Raw genomic sequence first — 22,111 nt, forward strand, 5'->3', positions numbered from 1 at the left:
CATCAGCTGGAGGATCAGGTCGCCGCCGGTCATGTCGGTGGTGCCGCTGCCGCCGATGCAACCGCTGCAACGCCAGGTCGGCAAGGTCTCGCTGTTCCTCCCGGTGATCGCCGATTATCGCGAGCTGGAGCCGGTGCTGATGAAGGCGCTGGTCAAGCGCCAGGCCCGGCCGTTCGAGGTGCCCGGCGTCGGTCCGGTGCGGGCGCGGTTCGAGAAGGCGACGATCTACGGCACCACGGGGGGCCAGATGGCGGTGGGCCTGTTGTTCTCGGCCGAGGATGTGGCGGGCAGCATCGGCCGGACGCGCGGCACGGTGTGGCTCACCGCGACGCCGGTCAACCTGCCCAATTCGCGCAAGGTCGACTTCCAGAACCTCGGCGTCAGCGGCACCACCGACATGACCGGCGGCGACCTGATCCTCCAGCTGATGAACGCGCCGGGCATGAGCAGCTTCATCGCCGCCGCGCTCACCCAGAATTTCGAGCGCGACTATGCCGAGCTGCTTGGCAAGGTCAGCCGGGCGATCGCCAGCCGGCGCGAAGGCGTGCTGCGCATCGACGCGCGAATGGAGCGCACCCGCACGGGCACGCTCCAGGCCTCGGGACAGGGGCTGTATCTGCCGGTCTGGGCCGAGGGCACCGCGACGGTGCGGCTGACAGGGCCCGGCTCAGGCGGACAGAAACACCACGCCCGGTAGCGCCACGCCCTTGGCGGCGGCACCCAGGCGTCCGTCGCGGCCGAGCGGGAGCCGCGCGATATTGCCCGATCGCTCGTTGGCGACCAGCAGCTCGCCATCGGCCTCGCGCAGCAGGAACAGCCGCGGCCAGTGGCCGCCGCACCCGGCATGCTGGAGCAGCGCCAGCCTGCCGTCGCGCTGAATCGCGAACACGGCGATGCTGTCATGCCCGCGATTGGAGATGTAGAGCCGCGTGCCGGCGGCATTGACCGCGATATGCGCGCCGGCCGAGGCGCCGCGGAAGTCCCTGGGCAGCGTCGAGAGCGTCGCCAGCGCGGTAAACCTGCCATCGGCATGGGCACGCAGCACCGTTACGGTATTGGCCAGCTCGGTGACCAGATAGGCGATCGGCAGCCTGGGATGGCGCGCGAGATGGCGCGGCCCCGCGCCCGCCTCGGTGCGATAGGCGATGCTGGTGTCGACCGCACCGCCTGCGCCCAGCCGGTGCAGGAACACCGCATCGGCGCCGAGATCGACCGCATGCAGCTGGCTGCCGCCTGCAGTGAAGCCCACCCAATGCGCGTGCGGGCCGGCCTGGCGCGCGCGATCGGGGCCGCTGCCTTCATGCTGCAGCAAGCGCGCCTCGCCCATCGGACGACCGGCGCGATCCAGCGCAAACAGCGCGACGCTGCCGCTCGAATAATTGGCGACGGCGAGGCGGCGGCCATCGGCGGACAGCGCTGCATGGCACGGGTCCGCCCCCAGGGTCGAGGCGGCGGCGAGCTTGTCCAGGCCATCGGTATAGACGCCCAGCATGCCCCGACTCTGCTCGTCGAGCAGATAGCGCACCCCGGTCGCGGCCGAGCGAACGCCGAACGAAGCGTTGCGGATCGTCGCCACCGGCGCGCCGGCGGACCAGCCCTGCCTGCCGCGCGTCAGCGGCACCAGCCCGGGTCCGTTTTCATTGGCATAGGTGCCGGCGATCAGGCCGCCGGCGGTGCGGGCGAGCAGCGTGGCCGGGCAGGCGCCGAGCGCGGCGGTGGCGCCGATCAGCGCGCGGCGCGTCAGCGGGAAAGCGGAATTAGTCATATCCTGTTGAAGCCTTTCGGTTTCTTGCCGTCAACGCTGAACCATCGCCGGCCTCGCGCGCTAAGCTCCGTGCAACAGGGAGCAGCGCCATGACCGACGAACCAAGCCGCCGCGATCTTCTGAAGGGTGCCGCCGCCGCCGGCGCCGCTACTGCCGCGGGACCAGCCTTCGCGCAAGCCGCGGGCGATGCTCCCGCGCCGGATCCCCAGACCAAATATACCGACAAGCCCTTTCCCGAGCAGCGCCAGAAATGGCCGGCGCTCCAGCGCGAGATGACCCCGGTGCCCGATTGCGGCGAGCGCAGCTATCGCGGATCGGGCAAGCTTGCGGGCCGCAAGGCGCTGGTGACCGGCGGCGATTCGGGCATCGGCCGCGCCGCCGTGATCGCCTTTGCCCGCGAAGGCGCCGACGTCGCGATCAACTATTTCCCCAGCGAGGAGCCCGATGCGCAGGACGTCGCCAAGCTGCTCCGCGCCGAAGGCCGCAAGGTGGCGCTGTTGCCGGGGGACCTGACCGACCAGGGCTTCTGCGTCGATCTGGTCGGCCGCGCGCATCGCCAGCTCGGCGGGCTCGACATCCTGGTCAACAACGCCGCCTATCAGCAGTCGAAGGCGTCGATCGCCGAGATCAGCTTCGAGCAGTTCGACCGCACGCTGAAGACCAATCTCTACGCGATGTTCTGGATCACCAAGACCGCCATCCCGCTGATGAAGCCGGGGTCGGCGATCATCAACACCGCTTCGGTAAATTCGGTCGATCCTGGCAAGGAATTGCTCGACTATGCCACCACCAAAGGCGGCATCGCGATCTTCACCAAGGGGCTTGCCAAGCAGCTCGCCAAACAGGGTATCCGCGTCAACGCCGTGGCGCCGGGGCCGATCTGGACGCCGCTGCAGGTCGCGGGCGGCCAGCTGCCAGGCAAGATGGGCGAGTTCGGGCAGGATACCCCGCTCGGCCGCGCGGGCCAGCCGGCCGAGCTGGCGCCGCTCTACGTCGCGCTCGCTTCCAACGAGTTCAGCTATACCGACGGCAGCATCTTCGGCGCCAATGGCGGCACCGGCGCGGTGTGACGCGCCGGCGGCCGGGGCCTAGCGAAGATGGAAGGAGACCGGCGTGCTCTGCGCCGTGCAGGCCACGCCGTCCTCCGGCCGATAGCTGCTGGTGTAGCGCATGCCCTTCGCCATGGTTGCCGCCGCACCGTCGAACACAAAGGCCGGATAGGCACTCACCACCCGCGGCGCGATGGTCCTGCCATCGGTCGTCACGTCGAATTCGGTACGCACCCAGCCTTCGAAGCCGAGCCGATGGGCGGATTCAGGGAAGGCGTTGCTGAGATCGCCGGTGCTGCGCACGGCGGGCTTCAAGCCCAGGAGGGCGCATTGCCGGCTGGTGAGACCGGTCTGCTCGAACGCATGGCGTGCCGCATCCAGGTCGTCGCGCGATGCGGCGAGGTTGGCGCGTTGCAGCCACGCCGCAACCTTCAGCGGATGCCGTTCCGCCAGGCCCGGCGTCTCGACCACGGCGGACAGCAGCGCATCCGCATCGGACGGACCCCGGTACCGATAGCTGGGCATGGCAATCAGCAGGCGCAGCGTCGCGGAGACGAGGGGATCGCCCTGGAAATCCGGTCGGTTCAGCAGCGCGCGCAACGCGCCGTTGCTCCGGCCGGCACGCTCCGCCTGCGCCTTCAGGATCGCGGCATAGGCGCGGACGGGCGCGGGCGCGGCCAGGGCGTCGCCAAGCTGGACTGCCTCGCCGAGCAGCGCCTTGCGCTCTTCCTGGGTGACGACGCTGTTGCTGCCCAGCCAGACGGCGGCGGCAAACATCGTCGCGGGATCCTTCTTCGCCCGTGCCGCGGCCAGTGCCGTCCGCCCAAGCGGTGCGGCTTTCGCATCGGGCACCCCCTGCCATCCGGCATCGGTCACGCCCTTGCTTTCCAGCCATTCGGCCGTGGCATTGGCGAGCGGCACGGTAAGCGCGGGCCGCTCGGCACCCGTGGTGCAGCGCAGCTCCAGGCGGGTGGTGTAGCGGAACAGCGGCGGGATGCTGCGGACGTCTTCGGGCATCCATGACCAGCCGGCCACTTCCCGCGAGAAGGCGACGGCGGCGTTGCGTCCGGCCGGCACATAGACCGGCAGCACGCCCTCGACATGGCCGTCCTCGGCGAGCGAGAACTGGATGATCGCAATGTCGTCGGGCTTGAGCCCGGTCGCCTCGCCGCAGGGCGGCAGGCTCATGTCGCGCGCGCGTTCGAACGGCGACTTCTCGAAATGTCCCGCACCGGTATAGGCGAGATATTTGTAGGCCGCCTCCTTGTCGTTGTTGAGCCACGCCGCGATCGCGAGGTCCGATCGCGTGGTGACGTCGTCAACCCCGACCTTCATGGTCAGCCCGCCCTGCTTGCGCAGGCTGTCCTTCAGTTCGGCATAGGCTTCCGGCGCCCGGCCGGCGTTGATCAGGGCGCGGGCATATTGGGTCTGCACCACCGCCTTGGCCTTCTTGTCGAGCGAGGAATCGGCGGCGGCGATACGATAGGCCTCGGCGGCGTAGCGCACCGCCTCCCCGTCCTGGTCGAACATCGCCGCCTGGCTGAGCGCCATGAGCGGCCGGATGCGGCCGCTTCCGGTGGTCCCCTCCAGCGCCAGCCGATATTCGGCGATCGCGGCGGTATAGTCGAAATCCAGCATCGCGAACTTGCCGAGCGCGAGGTGCGCCTGGCGCACTTCCTCGACAAAGCTGCCGCCCTTCGCGGCGAGCACCGGCAGGCCGCGCCGGATGGCCGCCTGCCCCTCCTCGCTCCGCTCGAGCTGGGCGAGGCAATAGCCCTTGCGGACGTCCACCGCCGCGCGGACGGTGGGATCCGCCATCGCCTTCGCATTCTTCTCGATCTGCTCGAACGCCCGCACCGCCGCCGCGCATTCGCCGTCGGAAGCAGCCTTGGAGGCCTGGTCGAACAATTGCTGGAGCGTCGGCGTGCCGGCAGCCTGTTGCGGCGCGACCTGCGGAACGCCGGCGAACAGTAGCGCGAGAATCAAGGAAGACATTATGCTACCCCTCCCCCAGAGGACGATCTTTCAAATCATGCTCCGATAAGGATGTCGAGCGCTATGCGTGCCGGGCTACGAAGTTTCTGCGGATTTCTTTGCATGTTGTTGTTTCTGGTCGACGCGCGCGCACAGTCGAGCGAGCCCGCGCGCCTGCCGCCGGAAACGGTTCTGCTGTTCGTCGCGTCCTGGTGCGCCCCCTGCCACGGCGAACTGGCCCGCCTTCCCCAGATCGCGCGCAGCGCACGGCCGTACCGCGTCCTCGTCGTGGCATTCGACGACAGCCGCGCAACCCGCGCGATGCTGGCCCCGGTCCCTGCGGCGCAGCGCTGGCAGCCCGATCGGACCACCCAGCGCCGGCTTGCAGCGGAAGTCGAGCGCCGGAGCGCGGGCCTGCCGTTCAGCCTCGCCACCGATCGCGGCGCCGGGATCTGCGCCGTGCAGGCCGAGGCGCTGGATGCGGCCCAGGTTGCCGCCATGGTCGCCACGTGCCGGAAGTAACGCTTCGCTAACCATGCTCGCGAGCCGGCGATTAACCTTATCCCCTTAATAAACAAGACATTCCCAGGACGCGATCAAAGGAGCGCGGGGCGTGTCAAGCGTAACGAAACGGGCCATGGCGGCAGGATCCGCCCTGGCATTGGCCGTGCTGGCGGCCTGCGACGGGGGCGGCGGCGGCGGTGGTTCCAGCGGACCGGCCGGCGGCCTCGTCTCCACCCAGCCGACTCCCGCCCCGACCCCTGCCGCCGGCACCGCGCTGGACGATTCGGTCCGGCTCGCCCAGCAGGCGAGCTTCGGCCCGACCATGGCGCTGGTCGACCGCATCCGCGCGCTCGGCACCAATGGCTGGCTCGACGAGCAGTTCGCCGCCACCGGCAGCACCTATGGCGACCTCGCGGTAGACGTCCGCTCGGATTTCTGCGCCGCGAACGATACCGCCTGCTCGACCCAGCGCTTCAGCCGCACGCCGGTTGCGATGCGCTTCTACGCCGATGCGATCACCGCGCCGGACCAGCTGCGCCAGCGCGTCGCCTTCGCGCTCGGCCAGATGATCGTCGCGTCGGAGGCGGGCGTGCGCTCCACCGCCGGCATCGCCGCGTTCAACCAGCTGTTTCTCACCCACGCCTTCGGCAATTATCGCGAGCTGCTGCTGGCGGTGACGCTCAACGCCTATATGGGCGACTATCTCGACATGGCGGACAGCCGGAAGGGCACCCCGTCCGAGAATTATGCCCGCGAGTTCCTCCAGCTGTTCAGCATGGGCCCGGACAAGCTGGGCATGGACGGCAGCGTCCAGCGCGATGCGAGCGGCGGCCCCATCCCCAACTATACCGCCGACGACATCCGCGACATCGCCCGCGCGCTGACCGGCTGGACCTATGCCCGTGTCGGCAATGCCGCGGCCACCGACGGGAAGGCCATCGCCTATGCCCAGCCGATGATCGCCGCTCCCACCCGCTACGACAATGCGGAGAAGCGGTTCCTGGGCACGGTGGTGGCGGCCGGCGCGTCGCAGCAGGCGAGCGTCGCCGCGGTGGTCGATGCCGCGTTCAACCACGCCTCCACCCCGCCCTTCGTGGCGCGGCATCTGATCACCCATCTCGTCACGCCCAATCCGTCGCCGTCCTATATCGGCCGGATCGCGGCGGTGTTCGCCAACAACGGCAGCGGCGTCCGCGGCGACCTGAAGGCGGTGGTCCGCGCGATCCTCGTCGATGCCGAGGCCCGGGCACCGCAGGGGACCAACGCCGGCAAGCTCAAGGAGCCGGTGCTGGCGATGACCAGCCTGGCGCGCGCGATCGGCTTCACCACCGACGGCTATGTCTTCCAGGTCCGGGACGGCAGCTTCGGCCAGCCGGTGATGCGGGCCCCCTCGGTCTTCAACTTCTACCCGAACGACTTCCCCCTGCCCGGCAGCGCCACGCTGCGCAGTCCGGCGTCCAAGCTGCTGACCAGCGCCAACCAGCTGCGGCTGCACAATCTCGTGTACGACTGGACCGTGAACGGCGAGGCGACGCGCAGCGAATTTGCCGCGGTGGCGACGCTTCCCGGCACCTCGGGCAGCGCGCCGGTCTGGGCCGATTGGGAGGCGTTCGGCGAGAATGTAGACGGCATGGTCGATCGCATCGACCTGCTGCTGTTCGCCAAGGGCCTCACCAAGGCGCAGCGCGACGCGCTGAAGGCGGCGGGCAGCGCGATCACCAATGCCGATCCCAAGCTGCAGGCCCGCAAGCGCGCGCAGATGATGCTCTACGTCGCGGCCACCAGCCCGATGTTCCTGGTCGACCGCTGAGGAATTTTCCCATGCCGCTTTCCCGTCGCGATTTCGTTCGCCTCACCGCCGGCACCGGCGCGCTAGCCGCGCTGGGCCAGTTCGGCCGCACCGCCGCCATCGCCGCGCCCACCGGCAGCTACCGCGCCATGGTCGGCATCTTCCTGTTCGGCGGCAATGACGGCTGGAACATGGTGATCCCCACCGATGCCCGGCACGCCGCCTACCTTGCGGCGCGCGGCAGCGTCGGCATCCAGCGCGCTGCGCTGACTCCGCTCACCAACAGCGCCTATGCGCTCCATCCCGCGATGGCCGCGCTGCGCCCGGTGTGGGACGAAGGCGCACTGGGGCTGGTGCTCAACGCCGGCACCCTGTTCGCGCCGCTGACCAAGGCGACCTATCAGTCGCGCACCGATCTGCGTCCGGCCAATCTGATGAGCCATGCCGACGAGCAGGACCATTGGCAGGGGCTGCGCGCCCGCGAGACCAGCCGCGACGGGTTCCTGGGCCGCATCGCCGACAGGATGCCCGCGAGCAGCCTGCCCCCGGTCATGTCGCTGGCAGGCGCGACCGTCGGCGTGCTCGGCCGCCAGACCACCCCGCTGATCCTCCCGAGCAGCGGCGGCCTGCCCGCCCGCAGCGGCTTCAGCGCTGCCGGCAGCGCCAAGAACAGCGCGATCACGGCGCTGGCCGACAATGCCGACGGCAGCGCGATGCTGGACGGCGTCGCGCAGACCCTGGCCCGCAACTATGATCAGGCCACCACCGCCAACGCCATTCTCGTCGGCACCGCGCCGACCGACGCCTTTTTCGTCAACCCGTCCACCGGCGCGGCGCTCACCAGCGATGTCGCGCGGCAGCTGATGGTGGTCGCCCGGATGATCGCCGCGCGCGGCTCGCTGGGCCATGCCCGCCAGACCTTCCTGGTCAGCCAGGGCGGCTACGACACCCATGCCGGTCAGGTAGGCGGTGGCACCAACGCCACCGGGCTGCACGCCAATTTGCTCGGCGATCTCGCCAATGCGATGGCGGCGTTCCACAAGGCGATGGGATCGCTGGGGCTGGCCAACAACGTCACCAGCTTCACGATGAGCGACTTCGGCCGCACCTATCTCGGCAACGGCCAGGGCGGCACCGATCATGCCTGGGGCAGCAACCACCTCGTCATGGGCGGCGACGTCGCCCCCGGCGCGGTGCTGGGCGGCTATCCCGATCCGGTGCTCGGCGGCGCCGATGACATCACCAAGGAGGGCCGCTTCGTCCCCGGTGTCGCGCAGGAGGAATATCTCGGCGCGATCGCGCGCTGGCACGGTGTCGCCGATGCCGACCTGCCCTATGTCTTCCCCAACTGGGCGACCTGGAGCAGCGCCGGACGCGGGCCACTGGCGCTGTTCCGCGCCTGAGCCCGCGTCGTGCGAGGCCCTAAAGCGCGCGGAAGCGAAAGTCGGTGAAGCGCGCCGCTCCCGTTCCCGCCGAATAGAGGCCCGGTCGCAGCATCAGAAAGCCACCGCGCACATTGTGGTGATAGCCCGACACCTCCATGCCGCGATCGAAGCGCCGCCAGCTGCGCCCGTCATCGCCGGAGAGATGGTAGGACACGATGTGGCGATCGTTGGTCACCCGCATCCGCAGCCGCCGGCCATGGGGATTGGCGGGCCGCCCGCGCTCCATGCCATATTGGTGGGTGACGAAGCGCTTCTCGTCGAAGCCGAGGCCGCAATAGAGCTTCTCGTCATAGAACAGCACCAGCCCGGCGGTGCCGCCCGGCGCGATCTCGATGGTGCATTCGAACTGGTAACCGGTGTCCCCGGCGATCAGCAGCAGCGGCGAGGAATCCACCGGCGCGGTGCCCCGCGCCTCGAGCAGGAGCGATCCGTCCGCGATCCTTGCGCGGCTGCTCTCGTCGGGCGCGGGCTTGAAGAAGTTCCATTTGCCGCCGAGCTGGAGCGGCTGACGGAAGTCGTCGGACAGCGGCTGGCCGTGCGGCACGGCGCTGCCGCCGCCGGGCTTGCGGATCGGCTGCGACAGGTCGCCGCCGGTCATCCGGAACCAGCCGTCCGCCGTCCATTCGATCGGATCGATCAGCGCCTGGCGGCCCAAGGTCCAGAAACCATTCTCGAAGCCGTGATAGATCGACCACCAGCTGCCGTCCGGCGCCTCGACGAGCGAGGCATGGCCGCGCGACCACCATTTCTCGTCCAGCCGGGTGGTGCGCACCAGCGGGTTGTCCGGGCAGTTCTCCCAGGGGCCGTGGATCGAGCGCGACCGCGCGGCGATCACCATATGCCCGGTCGGCGGACCGGCGGTGCCGCCCACGGCGGTGATCATGTAGAACCAGTCGCCATGGCGATGGATCTTCGGGCCCTCGGGCGAGAAGCCCTCGACGTCCCAGTCCTCGGGATAGTGCCAGGGATCATAGACATGCTCGACCGCTCCGACCGTCGACAGCCCGTCGTCGGACAGGCGGATGCGATCGCCGCCGGAAAGGAACAGCCAGCGTGATCCGTCCTCCCCCACCGCATGGCAGGGGTCGATATGATTGGGCAGCTTGAGATCGACGGGGTCGCTCCACGGCCCGTCGATACGGTCCGCCCAGATGACGAAGATCGAATTGGGCCGCGCCTTGACCGGGATGTAGAGGAAGTAGCGGCCCTGGTGCTTCTCCAGGCTCACCGCCCAGACCGATCCGATATTCTTGCGCAGCGCCGCGGTGCGCGGCTGCCAGTTCACCAGGTCGCGGCTGTGCCACAGGGTGAGGCCGGGATAGGAATCGAAGCTGGAGAAGGTCATGTAATAGTCGGCGCCGTCCTTCAGGATGGCCGGGTCCGGATGGTCGCCCGCGACCAGCGGGTTGAGCAGGCGCCCGTCGCCCAAGTCGCAGATACGCTGCCGGTCGAAGCCGCGCCGCCAGCGCGGCGCCCCCGTCGCCTCGGGCGCTGCTGCCAACGCCGCCGGCGCCAGCGCCACCCCGCTTCCAACCAGCGCTGCGCCGAACGCGTCCCTTCGAGTCAGTCGCATCCTCGTCCCTCCATGCTCCGACAGGACAGCGCACACCTGCCGCTGATGACACCGGTTTCTCCACGCTAGCGCGCTGCCTCTGGTGCGACAAGTGCCGCAATCTACGTGAGTTTTGCGCGTGCTGGCGGCGGCGGGCGGCACGTGCCGCCGATGCCGGTTGCACCTTCTCGTCAATCTGCCAGATTGCGAGGGGGTCGCCACCCGCGATCGGAGCGCGAAGACGCTCCACCACCGGGAGGAAACCGATATGGGGAAGGGGAGGAAGCATGCGGGCTGGACGCCGTTTCGCCGGATCGCTGGTGGCCGCACTGGTCTTCGCGACGCCCGCGCTCGCCGCCGCGCAGCGGATCAGGGTGCGGGTTTCGCACCGCGTGCCTGGCGCTTATCCCACCATCCAGCAGGCGATCGACGCTTTGCCGGCAAGCGGCGGCGTGATCCGCGTCGATGCCGGCACCTGGCGCGAGAAACTGCGCATCGAAAAACCGCACGTGACGCTCGCCGGCATCGGGCGCGGTCCGGCTGCGGTGGTGCTCGTCTACGGCGATTCCTCCAGGACGGCGGGCGGCACGGTCAAATCGGCGACGCTTACCGTCATCGGCGACGATTTCCACGCCGGCAACCTCACGATCCGCAACGACTGGGGCAGCGATCCCGCCAACCCGCCCTCACAGGCCGTGGCGCTGGCGCTTACCGGGGACCGCGCCGTGCTGGACCGGGTGCGTCTGCTCGGCCACCAGGACACGCTCTATGCCAACAAGGGGGCGGGCAACCGCATGGCCCGGCAATATTTCTCGCGCTGCCATGTGGAGGGGCATGTCGATTTCATCTTCGGCAACGCCAATGCCTATTTCCGCGACTGCCGCCTGCACGGCGTCGCCCATGCCGGCGTGATGTATACCGCGCATAGCCGCAACGCGCCCGACGAGGACAGCGCCTATGTCTTCGACCGCTGCCGTCTCACCGCCGATCCCGCCGCAAGCGACATCTCGCTCGGCCGCGCCTGGCGCCCCTATGCGCGGGTGATCTTCCTGCGCACGCGGATGGACGCGCCGATCCTTCCCGAAGGCTGGACCGAATGGACGCCGGGCAAGACCGATACCTTCCGCACCGCCTATTACGCCGAATATCGCTCCACCGGTCCCGGCGCCAATCCGCGCCGCCGTGCTCCAGCCTCGCACCAGCTCAGTGCCGCAGAGGCGCAGCGCTGGCAGTATCGGCAGCTCTTCCGCGATCCCGCCCCCTGGGTACGGCGAGGGCTCGCCGAGCTGGCCCGCGCCACCCGCGCCGGTTGAGCCGCCGTCCGCCCGGCGCCGCCTAGCGCCGCCTAGCGCCGACGAGGGGCGGTAACGCCTGCCTCGGTCTGGACCACCGGCTTCATCGTGCCGTCCGGATTATATTCCAGCCGCTCCACCGTCACCGCACGCCGCCCGATCGCGCCGTTCAGGTCGCCGATGGTCAGCGTCGCGTTGTGCAGGAACAGATACCAGCTGCCCTTGAACTCGGCGATGCCGGGATGGATGGTGAAGCTGTATTTGCCCGATCCGGTGAGCTCGCCGCGATAGGTCCAGGGGCCGCGGATCGACGGCGCGGTGGCATAGGACACCTTCTCGTCGCGATGCGTCGCGCGGTCGAGCGATGCATAGGTCAGGTAATAGAGCGATCCGCGCTTGTGCAGCCACGGGCCCTCCTCGAAATGCGGCGGTGTGATTTCGGTGATCGGGCCGTCGATCTCGATCATGTTGGGCTTCAGCTTCGCGATGTAGCATTGGCGATTGCCCCAGGCGATCCAGGTGGTGCCGTCGTCGTCGGTGAAGACGGTGGGATCGATGTCCTCCCAGCTATGCGTGCCCTTGGGCGTCATCTCGTTGGTGATCAGCGCGGAGCCCTTGGCGTCGACGAACGGTCCGGTCGGGCTGTCCGACACTGCCACCGCGATCGCCTTGCCGGGATGGGTCGCGTCGTGCTCGACGGCGGCGTAGAACCAGAACTTGCCGTTCTTCTGGATCGCCTGCGATGCCCAGGCGTCCTGCTTCGCCCATTTGAAGTCGGCGACGCGCAGGATCGGGCCGTGATCGGTCCAGTGGCGCATGTCCGTCGTCGAGTAGACCAGCCACTCGCGCATGTTGAACATCTCGTCGCGCTGTGCCTCGTCGTGCCCGACATAGAGGTACAGCCGGTCCTTCACCACCAGCGGCGCCGGATCGGCGGTGAACTTGTCGCGAATGATGGGATTGGAGCCCGGGACCGGCGCATCGGCCTGCTGCGCATAAGCCGGCGACATGGAGGCCGCCATGAAAAGGGCCGCGAGTGCCGCCCGTACCGTTCGATTGCGCATGATCCCCTCCGATTGTCCTCCGGCCACCCTAATCCGGGAGGCGCGCCGGTCAATTGCGCATCGCGGCGCAACCCGAGCAATCGAAAGCGGAAATGCATGTCGGGGCGGCACCAGGGCCGCCCCGACACGGGTAGTCAGCGATTCAGCCTCAGAAGCTGAAGTTCGCGCCGGCGCTGAAGTTGCGGCCGACCAGGCCGGCATAGTGCCAGCTGCTGAGGTAGTTCGGGTTGCTGGTATAGGCACCCGATGCCAGCGGCGCGCGGGCATTGGTCAGGTTCTGGACGTTGACGAAGAAGCGGAACTGGTCGTTCACCTTCACGCCGGCGTTCAGGTCGACATAGATGAACGGACGGATGTAGCAGAACTTCTCCGCATCGGCGGCGGACGCGATCGGCGCCAGCGTGTGCGAGCACGACAGGTCGATCTGCTTGGTGATCGGGTCCGGCGAGATCTCGTCCGCGGCGACCTGCTTGATCCGGCCGACATAATAGGTCGTCGCGGTCAGCGAGAACTTGCCGACTTCCAGCGCGTTCTGCCAGTTGCCGCGGATGCGCGGGGTGCCGCCGCCCGAGGAGAGCTCGTACGGCCCCAGCGTACCGGCATATTTCTGCACCACGCCGGCCGGCGTGACCAGATCGAGGCGCAGGACGCGGGTGACGTCGACGCGGCTGACCAGGCGCACATTGTCCGAGAAGCGGATGTTCGCGGTGGCCTGCATGTCGATGCCCGAGCTGACCTGGTAGTTGGCGTTGACGTAGGGCACGTTGAACACCAGCAGGCGCGGCAGCGCGTTCGGATTGACCGGATCGGGCGCGTCGATGACGTTGCAGGCATAGCCCGGACCCACCGCGGCAAGCGCGGCGCAGCCGGCGGCGGCGGTGGTCTGCCCGTAATAGGCCTTGATCGCATCGGCGCGCAGCGGACCGCTGACGATCAGGTTCGACTTCTTGATGTTGTAATAGTCGACCGTGACGTTGAACCAGCGCGTCGGCCTCAGCATCGTGCCGATGGTGATGCTCTGCGAGTTTTCCGGCAGGATGTCGGGGTTGCCGGTGGCGCCGCTGCCGATGTTGTAGGTGCCCGAATAGGCCGGGTTGCCCGGGTGGGCGGCGACGAACGACGGGATCGGCGTATAGGACGAGAAGCCCGAATAGCTGCTGGCCGGGTTGTATTCCGCGAAGGTCGGCGCGCGGAAGCCCTGCGAATAGGTGGCGCGGAACGCGACCTCCTCAAGCGGATTGAACTTCACGCCGACCTTGGGCGAGAAGTGGCTATAGCCCTGTGAATAATGGTCGTACCGGCCCGAGACGTTGAGGTCGACCGTCTTGAGGAAGGGCGCGTCGATCTCGAAGAAGCCCGCGGTCACGGTCTGGCGGCCCTGCGCCGACGAGGTGTTCAGCGCATAATAGCTGAGGTCCGCATTCTGGTTGCGGTTCATCAGCGTCTCGCGCCGGATCTGGAAGCCGGCGCCCACGTTGAGGTCGCCGCCCGGCAGCGACATCACCGATTTGAGCAGCGAGCCGCCGATCGTCGCCACGGTCGAATAGGACGGCGTGGTACGCTCCGGCGAGATCTGGTTGCGGACCGCCGCCGTGTTCTGCTCCGGATTGACGAAGTTGTACGAACCCGTGTTGATCGCGTTCAGCAGGCCCTGGATGTTGATGAAGCCGCGCTGCGTCACCGCGAAATTGTCACGGGCATAGACACCGTTCAGGCGGAATTTGAAGCCGCTGCCCAGATCGCCCGAGATACCCGCGGTGGTGCGGAACACGTCGACATAGCGGAAGCTGCCGGCGGGAATGTCGCCGAACAGGTAGAAGATGCGCGCGGCGCTCCGGCTCGGATCGGCGCCGGCGACGGCATAGGGGTTGTTGGGGTTCAGCCTGCGGTCGGCGGCGGTGGCGCAATTCTGGCCCGACGCGCAGATGTACATCGGCAGCACGATGCCGGGGCTGCTCGAAGCGAGCGCCGCCGAGCCGCCGAACGGCTGGGTCTGGCGGATGCCGGAGGGGGTGCCCATGATGCTGACTTCGGAGTGCGAATAGCTGCCGCTGGCGAACATTTCGAGATTGTCGCTCAGGCGTGCGGTGAGGCGAGCGGTCGTCGAATAGCGCTGCTGCTTGGGCTGGATGATCGAATATTCATCCGGGATGTTGTGCTTGCAGCCGGTGCCCTGGGCGGCAGCGGTGTTCACCGTGAAGGTGCCGTAGGGGCAGGCATTGGGGTTGAGCAGCTGATACTGGTTGGTCAGCGGCGCGCCGACCTGGCCGGCCAGCGGGTTGTTGAGATCGCTCTGCGTCACGCGGGTGACCACCGCCTGCGGGTTCGGCGTGGTCAGGTTGTCGTCGTTGCGGTTGCGATCGAGCAGGCCGCTGGGCGACAGATCCAGCGTGTTGAAGGGGTAGCCGCGCGAATTGTTGGTGATGTACCCGTCATAGGTATATTCACCGTTCACGTAGAAGTTGAAGCCCTTCTCCTGATAGTCGCCGAAGCCGGCGGTCAGCGTCGCGCGGTACCGTGCGCCGTCGCCATGCTCGGTCGTGCCGCCCTGGACCGATCCCTCGATGCCCTGGACGTTCTTCTTGCTGATCAGGTTGACCACGCCGCCGATCGCATCCGCGCCGTAGGTGGAGGACGCACCGTCCTTCAGCACTTCGATACGGTCCACGATGCTGAACGGGATCGAGTTCAGGTCGACATAGGCGTTGTGACCGTCGTCGTTCAGCGGGAAGTTGGCCGAGCGCAGGCCGTCGATCAGCACCACCGTCGACGAAACGCCGAGGCCGCGCAGCGACACGGCGGCGCCGCCGGCCGAGAAGCCGTTGCGGAAGCCGGTCGAGATCGAGCCAGCGCTGTCGGCCGAGACCGAGCGGATCGCGTCCTGTGCGGTGGTGATGTTGGCGCGCAGCAAGGTTTCCGAGCTGAGCACGGTCACCGGCGAAATCGAGCTTGCGTTCGAATTGCGGAACAGCGTGCCGGTGACGACGATCGGCGCGGACTGGTCCGCGGGCTCGGGCGCCGCGGGTTCGGCCGCCGCCTGCGGATCCTGCGCGGCCGGCTCGGCTGCGGTATCCGCCACCTGCGGCGCGGCCATATCCTGTGCATAGGCCGGCGCGGCGACCGCGGTCAGCAGGGCCACCGTCGAAACACCATGACGCAGCGTAGAAAGTGCGGAATTCCTGAAATTCATCGAGCCCATCCCTGTTTTACCGCCGCAGCGACTACCTGTCGGTTGCGCACGCGCCATGACGATGCGCTGTGGCGGGTGCCCGCTACCCGGAAGGGCGTTAAAGGGACTTTAAAAACGCAGCCATGATTTGAGAAAAAGCGCTGGCAGCCCGATTTTTTCTAGGCGCTCTGCCCATTCTTCCCGGCAATGACTTTGCAGTTCCGACGATGACTATAACTATAATCAAATAGTCCGCAGATAATCTGCGGCATCGACAAAAGTTGTCCCGAAATAAAAAATCATTTTGTCCAGATACGCGGCACGCGTTCGTGAGCGTTCGGCAACATTATGCAAAAAACAGGCGCGATTATGTGTCACTGTTGCGCGATATATGCCCCCGCCGTCCGCGGCGGCTACGGCGGACATGCTTGAGGCTCGGCGGTCGGATTTGTCGCGCAAGGCATCCGCCGGATCCTGCACTGCCACCCGCTGGCGGAGGACCGCCACGGCGCGCCCGGATGAAATTGCCCACAAGCGGCGCCGCCGATCGAAGCACTTGTCGACCCGCTGCGGGGGCGGGCGAGAACCCGCCGCCGACGCCGTCCCTATGCCGCATGCGCTCGGCAGCATGGCAGGCCCCACATCAAATCTGCCCAGCCTCGGGAAATCCCCAGCACGCGTGCGAACCCGCCCTGCCATGACGCTGCCGGCATCCATCCAGGGATCATCGATACGGCATGGCCGACAGGCGCATGGACTCCGAGTTTTCGGGCCGCGGGACATCCGGCGACCAGCTCATGCGCGCGCCTCGATCGCCTGTCGCGGCCGCAGTGGCGCCGTCCCGGCAGGGGGCGGAGATCGTGCTGGACCTGTCGCAGCTGCTGTCGCGCCTGGCCCATTGGCCGCCGGCGGATTGCGATCGCGTCGAACTGGCCTATGCCCGCGCACTGAAGGCGCTGGCGCCGGACCGGCTCTGCTATGCCGCGCTGCACCCCAGCGGCGCCTATGGGCGCCTGGCCGCGCCGATGGTGGAGGCGTTTCTCGATCAGATCGAGCAGCGGTGGGAATCGCGTTGCGGGGCGCCAAGGCTGGAAGCCTATCGGCTCGCCGCGCTTTCGTACTGGACCATGCGCCCGCAGCCCGTTCCCGCCCCTGTCGGCCACCGGGTGCTGCTCCAGGTTTCCCCGCACCAGCTGCACCGCCCCCGCATCATTGCCCGCAAATTGCGACGCGAGAGCGCGCGCTTCATCTGTCTGGCGCAAAATCTCGCACCGGCGGCGCACCCGCAATATGCCCGCCCGGGCAGGGAGGCACTCGGCGCGCAGCAGCTGGCGACGATCGAAGCATTGGCCGACGGGCTTCTCCTCCCGTCGCGATCGGGGGTGGAGCGCACGCTCGACGTGTCGGGCGAGCGGCGTCGGCCGCTGCGCACCCGGATCGAGCGTCTCGGGGTCGAGCTGCGCCTCGATCCCGCCCGGTATCGCGCCGATCAGCCCCCCTATTTCGTCTGCCTCGGCACGATCGAACCGCATGCCAATCATCTGCTGCTGCTCAACGTCTGGCACTCGATCGTCGCGGCGCTGGGACGCGAGCAGGCGCCACGCCTGCTGCTGGTCGGCCGGCGTGGCTGGCAGCATCGACCGGTCACCGATATGCTGAAGCGCTGTTCGAACCTGCGCGGCATCGTGCAGGAGCGACCGCCCCTGCCGGATCGCGATCTGCGCGATCTGCTGCGCGGTGCGCGCGCGGTGCTCACGCCCGCCTTTGATGCGGAATCGACGATGACGATCACCACCGCGCTGGCCAGCGGCGCGCCGGTGCTGGCCAGCGGTATCGCCTCCCATCGCGAAGCAGGCGGCACCATCCCCGACTATATCGATCCGATCGACGGCGACGCGTGGCGGCGCGCGATCCTCTCCTATCAGGCGGCCGCGCATCCGAGGCGGCTGCTGCAGCTCGAACGGATCGCGGCATGGCGGCCGCTCACCTGGCAGGAACATGTCGGCACCGCGCTGTCGCTGATCGAGGAGGTCGTCGCATGTTGACGGACGACACGCCGACCAGCAGCCTCCGGCGCCTTTGGATCGGGTTCGACAACCAGCGCCATGTGATCGGCGCGATGATGATGCGCGAGCTGCATACGCGCTACGGGCGGGAGAATATCGGCTATCTGTGGATGTTCGCGGAGCCGATGCTGCTGGCGGGGACGATCGCTGCCATCCATTCGGGCGAGCGAACCCATTTCTCCTCCGATATCCGGCCGGTGCCGTTCGCGCTGATCGGCTACTGCATCTTCATCCTGTTCCGATCGATCATCACCCGCGCGGAATCGGCGATCGATTCCAACAAGGCGCTGCTGTTCCACCGGATGATCACGATTTTCGACATGATGACCGCCCGCGCCCTGCTGGAGGGCGCGTCGACGCTGTGTACGCTCGGCATCCTGATGCTGTTCGCAACCATGCTGGGCTATGCCGATCTGCCGGTGCGCCCGATGGCGCTGCTGGCCGGCATCGGCCTGATGCTTTGGTTCTCCTTCGGTCTGTCGATGCTGCTGGCGGCGGTGAGCTACGAAAACAAGCTGATCACCAAGTTCATCCATCCGATCACCTATCTGCTGATGCCGGCATCGGGGGCCTTCTTCCAGCTTCACTGGCTGCCGCAGCCCTATCGCGACTGGCTGGCATGGCTGCCGATGACCCAGTTCTTCGAACTGGCGCGCTATGGGCAGTTCGAAGGCGCGAACCTCGACTATGTCGATTTCAGCTATCTGATCTGCTGCAACCTGTTCGTGCTCTTCCTCGGGCTGGTGGCGCTGAAGGTCGTCCGCCGCCAGGTCCACCTCTAGCGAAAGCGACGCCATGCACGGCCATACCCCGCCCGAACTGTTCGCCGTCGACGCCCCGGCAAAACCCGCCACGATGGGGGAGCACCTGCGCGCGTTGGCGCGTCGGTGGCACGCCTATCGCGGGTTCCTCCTGGTCGTGCTGCTGCCGCTGGCGGCGGCGGCGTTGTATCTCGGCCCGCTCGCGTCGAACCAATATGTGTCCGAGGCGCATTTCGTGGTCCGCTCCGTGGCCAGCGGCCAGGCGGCGGCGAGCGGCATTGCCCCGCTGCTCGGCCTGGCCAATGCGATGCCGGCCTCGCAGACGGAATCGCTGGCGCTCGGCGACTATCTGACGTCGCACGACGCCGTCACCGCGCTGGAGCAGCGATTGCAGCTCACCCGCCTGTTCCAGCGGTCGGAGGTGGATCCGCTCAGCCGGCTCGGCGCAGAACCCACGCCGGAAGCGCTGCTCAAATATTATCGCCGCCAGGTGAAGCTTCATTACAGCAGCGAGACCGGCATCACCACGATGAAGGTGCGCGCGTTCCGTCCGGACGATGCCTATCGCATCGCCGCCACCCTGCTCGACCTGGGCGAGGCGCGGGTGAATACCCTCAACCAGCGAGCCTTTGACGATGCGCTGCGCGCCGCGCGGACGCAGCTTGCCGATGCCGAAGCGGATCTCGCTGGCGTTCGGCAGAAGCTCACCGCCCTGCGCCAGGACGATCGGGACATCGATCCGGTCCGCTCCGGCGCCGCCCAGATCGATCTTGCCGCGGGATTGCGCGGGCAGCTGGCGACCGCGAGGGCACAGTTGGACTCGATGCGCGGCAGCCTCAGCCCTGCCGCACCGCAGGTTCGGGTAGCCGCCCGGCGGGTCGCTGCGCTGGCCGCGCAGGTCGGCGCCGAAGAGGGCCGGATGGCGGGCTCGCCGCGCAGCATGGCCACCGGGCTCGGCCGCTACGAAGCGCTGAAGCTGCGCGAGGATTTCGCCGCCAAGCGCTATTCCGCGGCCGCCGCCGCGCTGGAATCGGCGCGCGAACAGGCCAGTCGGCAGCAGCTGTTCGTGGTGCGGGTCGTCGCGCCCAATCGTCCCGTGAAATCGCTCTACCCGGAACGAGGGTGGACGCTGTTCTCGATCTTTGTTGGACTGCTGCTCGTCTACGCGATCGGCTGGCTGATCGCCGCCGGCGTGCGCGAACACGCCTCCTGACCCATCCTTCCTGCGCAGAAAGCCAGACCATGGACGTGACGAAAACGCTGAAACGGCTCGCCAACCAGCCCGCCCGCCGCGCCGCGGCTCGGGGAGATGCGCTGCGCGACGAGCGTAACTGGGCCGAGGCGGCCGCCGCCTATGCCGAGGCGGTGGCGCTGGATCCGCACCGCGACGCTGTCTGGGTGCAATATGGCCATGCGCTGAAGGAGAGCGGCAGGCTGGCGGCGGCGATCGACGCCTATCGCCGCGCGCTGACGCTGGACGATGCGAATGCCGACACGCATCTGCAACTCGGCCACGCCCTCAAGCTCGATCGGCAGCTGGGCAGTGCCGCCGAAGCCTATATGCGCGCGTTCGAGCTCGATCCGGGCATGACCCACGCCTTTCGCGAATTGCGGGACCTGGCGTTGCGCGGCGCACCCGTGCCGGCGGAGCGGCTGGAAGCGGTGATGGCAACGCTGGCCGCGGCAACGACCGCGCCGCAGGTCCCGCCTGCGCGTGCGACAGCGCCGCAGGGCGACGATCTTGCCGCGGCGCTGGAGCAATTGGGGTCCACGACGCTCGGCGAGGCGGACCGCCGATTGCTGGAACAGGCGGCGGCGCGGGTTCGCGCCCTTCGCGCGACCAGCAGCGCGACGGATCCTTCCCAGCCGGCTACGGCGCTGCCCCTCCTGTTCGACGCGTCGGACCTGATGCATCATTTCCGGCACAGCCGCCTGCCCACCGGCATCCAGCGCGTGCAGATCGAGATCATCCGCGCCGCGATCGAGGCGGATCCCGACGGCGTGCAGATTTGCGCGGTGCAGGACGCGCGCTGGGTCTCGATCCCGCTTCGCCTGTTCGAGACGCTGGTGGATCTCGCGGGCGATGCCGGCGACATTCTCGATGCTGCCTGGCAGGCGGCGACGGGGCGGCTGGAAATGGCGCTCGCATCCCGCACGCCCTTCCCCTTTCCCGTCGGCGCTTGGCTGATCACCCTCGGGACCTCCTGGCACCCGAACTATCTGCTGGGCGTCCGCAACGCGAAGCGCGACCACGGCATCCGCTTCGTGCCGTTCGTCCATGATCTCATTCCGGTCTGCCGCCCCCAGTTCGTCCTCCCGGACGTCACCCGCGACTATGTGGCCTGGCTGCCCTCGGTCCTCGACCATGCCGATTTCTTTCTGGTCAACTCGAACGCGACACGCGGCGATCTGATCGCCGCCGCCGAGCAACTGGGGCATGTGCTGGCGCCGGAGGCGGTGGTGGTGGTCCCGCTCGATGCCCAGTTCCGCACGCCGAAGCTGCCGCCCGAACGGGCGCGCGACTTCCTGCGCGGCCAGCGGCTGCTCGGCCGCCCGTTCGTCTTGTTCGTCGGCACCGTCGAGCCGCGCAAGAACCATATCGGCGCGCTGCATGCCTGGTCGGCGCTGCTCGACGAGCTGGGGCCGCGCATGCCCTGGCTGGTGTGCGTCGGCGGCCGCGGCTGGATGAACGAGGACGTGTCGCGGCTGCTCGCGATGGACGAGCGGCTCGCTCGCAATGTGCTGTTCCTGCATGGGCTCTCGGACGGGGAGCTCGCGGCCTGCTACGACGCCTGCCTGTTCACCCTGTTCCCCAGCCATTATGAAGGCTGGGGACTGCCGATCACGGAATCGCTGTGCCACGGCAAGGTACCGGTGCTCGCCGACAATTCCGCGCTGCCCGAGGCCGGCGGTGCCTTCGCCGTCTATTTCCGCAGCGGTTCGGACGAGGCACTGGCGGATGCCCTTCGCGGCCTGATCGTCGATCCCGCTCGCCGCGCCGAACTGGAGCAGGCGATCGCGCAGGACTTCGCGCCGCGATCGTGGCGCGCCTTGGACGAGCAGATCCGCGCGGCCGTCGTGGCGCGGTCGGGGATGGGCGCTTCCCCGGCCCGCACCGGTCTGCACCGGTTGCGGTTGGGCGGGTTCTACAGCTTCGGGCGCAACGTCGCGCGGCGGCTCCGGGCCGACTCCCTGCCGGGCTATGCGCTGCGCGCGGGCAGCGATTGGCACATACCGGAGGATTGGGGTTCTTGGTCGGGCGGCCCCTCGATCGATCTCGTCTTCGAACGTCCCGGCCCGATGCCGATCCGCGCCTTTATCGGCGTGCGGGCGCTTCCTGGCGTCGCCTCCACGGTAACGGTGCTGGTGGGCGGCAGCGAAGTGCTGGACGTCCAGGTGCCGGGATCGGAGACGCGCTGGCTGCCGGTGCTGGTGCGGGGGGAGGAGACCGCCGTCCATATCGAGGTGCGCAGCGATCGCGTCGTCCAGCTCGCGGAAATGACGAGTGGGGAAGACAGCCGCACCGTCTGCCTGGGCATGCTGGGCTTCTATGCCTGCGCTGCCGACGACCTCGCGGGCCGCCTTGCCTTTGTGGAAGCGCTGGCCACCGGCGTCCTCGTGCCGGGCATGCTCCACATGCCGTCCGATCCGGCAACCTTCCTGCGCGACGACTCCGTCCCC

Annotated in this window: 16 protein-coding genes; 10 read left to right on the forward strand and 6 right to left on the reverse strand. The window is 68.2% G+C overall.

From position 1 onward, the window contains the following. Window positions 1-697 (forward strand): DUF4403 family protein (locus S2M10_RS05835; RefSeq protein WP_168845263.1); only part of this gene is annotated, 697 nt, incomplete at its 5' end. Here S2M10_RS05835 and S2M10_RS05840 read toward each other — a convergent pair. Continuing rightward, window positions 668-1,765, reverse strand: a complete 1,098-nt coding sequence (locus S2M10_RS05840) for a lactonase family protein (protein WP_168845264.1) — start codon at window positions 1,763-1,765, stop codon at window positions 668-670. The genes S2M10_RS05835 and S2M10_RS05840 overlap by 30 nt on opposite strands. An 89-nt stretch (window positions 1,766-1,854) precedes the next feature. Here S2M10_RS05840 and S2M10_RS05845 point away from each other — a divergent pair, with 89 nt between their 5' ends. After that, window positions 1,855-2,835, forward strand: coding sequence for an SDR family oxidoreductase (locus S2M10_RS05845; protein ID WP_168845265.1), 981 nt, complete (start codon window positions 1,855-1,857; stop codon window positions 2,833-2,835). Between the two features lie 18 nt (window positions 2,836-2,853). Here S2M10_RS05845 and S2M10_RS05850 read toward each other — a convergent pair whose 3' ends face one another. Beyond that, a complete protein-coding gene (locus S2M10_RS05850) occupies window positions 2,854-4,809 on the reverse strand; it encodes an energy transducer TonB (protein ID WP_168845266.1) in 1,956 nt (651 codons plus the stop codon). A gap of 102 nt (window positions 4,810-4,911) precedes the next feature. Between S2M10_RS05850 and S2M10_RS05855 the strand changes: the two genes are divergently transcribed. The 3 genes from S2M10_RS05855 to S2M10_RS05865 all read left to right on the forward strand — a co-directional run bounded on the left by S2M10_RS05855 (window position 4,912) and on the right by S2M10_RS05865 (window position 8,484). Next, window positions 4,912-5,310, forward strand: coding sequence for a hypothetical protein (locus tag S2M10_RS05855; protein WP_168845267.1), 399 nt, complete (start codon window positions 4,912-4,914; stop codon window positions 5,308-5,310). Between the two features lie 115 nt (window positions 5,311-5,425). Then, on the forward strand, window positions 5,426-7,102 hold the full coding sequence (locus S2M10_RS05860) for a DUF1800 family protein (protein WP_168845268.1): 1,677 nt from the start codon (window positions 5,426-5,428) through the stop codon (window positions 7,100-7,102). An 11-nt stretch (window positions 7,103-7,113) separates the two neighbouring features. After that, window positions 7,114-8,484, forward strand: coding sequence for a DUF1501 domain-containing protein (locus S2M10_RS05865; protein WP_168845269.1), 1,371 nt, complete (start codon window positions 7,114-7,116; stop codon window positions 8,482-8,484). 19 nt (window positions 8,485-8,503) lie between these two features. Here the strand turns inward: S2M10_RS05865 and S2M10_RS05870 are convergent, their stop codons facing one another. After that, a complete protein-coding gene (locus tag S2M10_RS05870; RefSeq protein ID WP_168845270.1) occupies window positions 8,504-10,099 on the reverse strand; it encodes a family 43 glycosylhydrolase in 1,596 nt (531 codons plus the stop codon). Window positions 10,100-10,365: 266 nt separating this feature from the next. On the opposite strand from S2M10_RS05870, the gene S2M10_RS05875 reads away from it, so the two are divergent. Continuing rightward, window positions 10,366-11,391, forward strand: coding sequence for a pectinesterase family protein (locus tag S2M10_RS05875; protein WP_168845271.1), 1,026 nt, complete (start codon window positions 10,366-10,368; stop codon window positions 11,389-11,391). A 32-nt stretch (window positions 11,392-11,423) separates the two neighbouring features. Here the strand turns inward: S2M10_RS05875 and S2M10_RS05880 are convergent, their stop codons facing one another. The 3 genes from S2M10_RS05880 to S2M10_RS05890 all read right to left on the reverse strand — a co-directional run bounded on the left by S2M10_RS05880 (window position 11,424) and on the right by S2M10_RS05890 (window position 16,110). After that, the gene (locus S2M10_RS05880) at window positions 11,424-12,434 is read right to left on the reverse strand and encodes a glycoside hydrolase family 43 protein (protein WP_168845272.1); all 1,011 of its coding nucleotides are present in this window, start codon (window positions 12,432-12,434) and stop codon (window positions 11,424-11,426) included. 148 nt (window positions 12,435-12,582) lie between these two features. Further along, on the reverse strand, window positions 12,583-15,633 hold the full coding sequence (locus tag S2M10_RS05885; RefSeq protein WP_168845273.1) for a TonB-dependent receptor: 3,051 nt from the start codon (window positions 15,631-15,633) through the stop codon (window positions 12,583-12,585). Window positions 15,634-15,846: 213 nt separating this feature from the next. Then, window positions 15,847-16,110, reverse strand: a complete 264-nt coding sequence (locus tag S2M10_RS05890; protein WP_211090896.1) for a hypothetical protein — start codon at window positions 16,108-16,110, stop codon at window positions 15,847-15,849. Window positions 16,111-16,433: 323 nt separating this feature from the next. On the opposite strand from S2M10_RS05890, the gene S2M10_RS05895 reads away from it, so the two are divergent. From S2M10_RS05895 to S2M10_RS05910, 4 genes are all read left to right on the forward strand, one after another. Next, window positions 16,434-17,648, forward strand: coding sequence for a glycosyltransferase (locus S2M10_RS05895; RefSeq protein WP_168845275.1), 1,215 nt, complete (start codon window positions 16,434-16,436; stop codon window positions 17,646-17,648). After that, window positions 17,642-18,451: an ABC transporter permease gene (locus tag S2M10_RS05900; protein WP_168845276.1), complete on the forward strand. Its 810-nt coding sequence runs from the start codon at window positions 17,642-17,644 to the stop codon at window positions 18,449-18,451. The genes S2M10_RS05895 and S2M10_RS05900 overlap by 7 nt, the downstream gene beginning before the upstream one ends. A gap of 13 nt (window positions 18,452-18,464) precedes the next feature. Next, window positions 18,465-19,643, forward strand: a complete 1,179-nt coding sequence (locus tag S2M10_RS05905; RefSeq protein WP_211090897.1) for a lipopolysaccharide biosynthesis protein — start codon at window positions 18,465-18,467, stop codon at window positions 19,641-19,643. 29 nt (window positions 19,644-19,672) lie between these two features. Beyond that, window positions 19,673-22,111 (forward strand): glycosyltransferase (locus S2M10_RS05910; RefSeq protein WP_168845277.1); only part of this gene is annotated, 2,439 nt, incomplete at its 3' end.

Origin of the sequence: Sphingomonas sp. S2M10, from assembly GCF_012650175.1 — a bacterium.
Lineage (GTDB): Bacteria > Pseudomonadota > Alphaproteobacteria > Sphingomonadales > Sphingomonadaceae > Sphingomonas.